Source organism: Frankia tisae, from assembly GCF_025403405.1.
In the GTDB taxonomy this organism is placed as follows: Bacteria; Actinomycetota; Actinomycetes; order Frankiales; family Frankiaceae; genus Frankia; species Frankia tisai.
This window is the reverse complement of the sequence record NZ_JANEZT010000559.1, coordinates 1-2,837: the sequence shown is the minus strand read 5'-3', so window position 1 is coordinate 2,837 and position 2,837 is coordinate 1. Positions and strand designations below refer to the sequence as shown.

Genomic DNA, 2,837 nt, shown 5'->3' with positions numbered 1-2,837 from the left:
GCGAAGGCCTCGGCTGGGTACCCGGACGGTGGTGCTGGCCGGGCCGCTCGGCGACGCCGTGAGCTCGCGTTCGGTCACCCGGCCGTGCCGGTGGCCACGCGAAGGCGACCTGGGTCGATGCCGAGGCGGATCCGACAGGACGAGCCCGGCCAGCACCACCGTCCGGGTACCCAGCCGAGGCCTTCGCCGCCGGGCTGGAGCGTTTCGTGTGGGAACTGCGCGAGGAACTCTGATCCATGGTTCGGCGGTTCGGCTCGCCCCCCGGGAATGTCGCGCCTATTCGGGTAACCCCACGGGTGCTAGCGCCATGGCCTATTTGTGGTGACACCACCGTCCGGCGGATTCTGCCCGCCCGACCGCATATCACCTGCATTGATAGGGGCCACCGTGCCGTCCAGGAGGATCCTTCCCGGCCGTCTCGCCCATCCGTGTGGAGACGTACGACACAAGGCTGGATGGGCTCATCGGCCCGCGGATAAACAGGTACATGGGTACAGGTATCCACGACGCATCCGTGCGTCGATCTGCTAACATTGTTGATCGCGTTGTCAAGGCCTGCACCCAATGCCCGGCGACGGGCTGGGGGCGCGCCTGATGACCCTCCTCGACACGGTCTCGAAGACCGGCTACAACCGGGCTTTCGCCCGCCCGCTGACCGCGGGAGACCGCGCCTATCTGGCCTTCCACCGGCTCAATCCCGGTGAATACCAGGACGTCGGCGCGGTGCTGTTCCTCGACGGGCCGGTGGAGCTGGCGGACCTGCGGGCGCAGGTCGCCGAACGGCTGCGCACACCGCGGGCGCGGATGCTCACCGACCGGCTGGAGACGGTGACGGTCCGCCAGGGCGACCGTCGGACCACGGTGCACGAGACGCACTGGGTCTGCGACCCGGAGATGAAGGTCGACGACCACGTCGTCGCGGCGGAGCTGCCGAGCGCCGCCGAGGTCGCCGGCCTGGTCGGCGGCGATGCGATCGGCGACCGGCGCATCCGCGCCGCCATCGACAGGATCGCCCGGCGCCCCGTCGAACCCAGCCGCCAGCCGTGGAAGATCCATCTGCTGTGCGAGCAGGGGACCGCGGGTCGCGTGGTGGTCTACCGCACCAGCCACATCGCCCAGGACGGCGCCGCGCTCTACCGGTCGCTGCACCTGCTGTTCGGCGGAGAGGACGAGCCCGACCTGGGCCTGCCCGAGTCGATCCCCCGCCCGCAGGCCGGCGACTACCTGCGGTTCGTCAGCCGGGGGCTGAGCTGCCTGTCGCCGACCCGGGTCCTCGACGCCTGGGGTGGGCAGCCGGTCGGCCCGGCGCGGCACTCCTGGATCACCACCGAGCTCGGGCCGATGCGCGACGTCGCCCGCCGTCACGGCGCCTCGGTCAACGACGTCTACCTGGCCGCTCTCGCCGGCGCGGTGCGGGCGTGGTCGCTGCCGGAGTGGCGGGAGGACTCCCGGCCCGTCCACGCGCTGATGCCCGTCAGCATCCGCGTCGCCGCCGACCAGAACGTGCTGTCGAACTACACCTCGGGGGTGCGGGTCGCGCTGCCGTGCGGGGAACCGGACGCCGCCCGGCGCCTGGCCCGCATCGCCGCGACAACCCGCCGGCTCAAGAACCGCGGGATGGGCGTGGTGGAACACCGCCACTTCCCGGCCGTGTCGACGCGGGCCACCCCCCGGATGCTCTCCTACGCGGCGAGCTTCGGCGGGCGGACCCGGGAGCTGGCCATGGTGGCGACGAACGCCCGCACGATCCGCGGGCCGCTGTTCGTCGCCGGTCATGCTGTCACCGACCTGATCGGCACCGGACCGCTGCTCGTCGGACGCCAGCACCTGTCCGTCGCGCTGTTCGGTCTCGGGGATCGCGTCGGGATCACGTTCGCGGCCAGCGACAGCGTGCCGAACCACGAGCGCCTCGCCCAGCTGTGGCTCGCGGAGCTGGCCGAACTCAGCCGGTCGACGCCACCCGGCGGCGTGCGGTTGCCGGTCCAGCGTCGTGAGGGGCCGCGGGCCCGGTAGGGAGGCCACGGGCCCGTGGGGGGAGAACAGCCTGGTGGCTGGCCAGGGGCAGCCGTAACGCGGTTGCCCCTGACCGTCACTGCCGCATTCCGCACTTCGTCGACTTCCCGGCGGTGCTGCTGTGCCTCGACCGGGTCGGCGTCACAATAGGTAACTCGTCGCCATAAGGTGGTTCTCGCCCGCGTCTCTACATCCGTAAGTGAGTGATTGCGCATTGTTCGCTGACCCTGAGTGGCCGTAAACCACCTTTGTCGGCACGGTCCGGTTACTGTCGCCCGCGTGCTCGCCAGCCCGGTTTCCGGCCGGAATGCGCTTTGCGGTGCGCGGCTCGGCCGTCGGGCCCTGCCTGCTGCGACGATGGGGCCGGCATTTCGCGGACGATGACGCCGGCCGCTCGGTCGAGGCGGATCGCCGCGGATGGGAGCGGGCGAGGGAGGTGCGCGATGGGTGCACGGGGTTGCGCCGCGGGACGGCCGTGGCGGCGAGGCCATCGGCCGATGGGTGGATCCGGCGGCGCCAGCCGCACGGCGGTGATGGTCTGCCAGGGACGGGCGGCGGCCCACGGGCGGCTCGCTCCCGGCCGGTTCGATGATCCGACGGCGCTGGCGTTGCTGCTGCCCGCGGAGCGGGGGATCGTCGAGCAGGTGCGAGCCGGCGACGCGCCGGCCGGCTGGGGCCCGCGGCTGACCTTCGAGATGGTGCGGGCCTGCGCCGAGGTGATGGCGCCGCGCACCGTCGCGATCGACGAGGCCGTCCGCCAGGCGCTGTCGAGCACAGTTCCCGCGGCCACGGCGCAGGTCGTGATCCTGGGGGCGTGGCTGGAC

The 2,837-nt window shown here is 72.2% G+C and carries 2 protein-coding genes; both read left to right on the top strand.

What is annotated here, in order from left to right:
- Positions 1-594: 594 nt before the first annotated feature.
- Positions 595-2,013 (top strand): WS/DGAT domain-containing protein, encoded by a 1,419-nt coding sequence (locus NBZ85_RS29790; protein WP_438803116.1) that lies wholly within the window; start codon positions 595-597, stop codon positions 2,011-2,013.
- Between the two features lie 497 nt (positions 2,014-2,510).
- A partial coding sequence (locus NBZ85_RS29785; protein WP_261563261.1) for a class I SAM-dependent methyltransferase occupies positions 2,511-2,837 on the top strand: 327 nt, incomplete at its 3' end.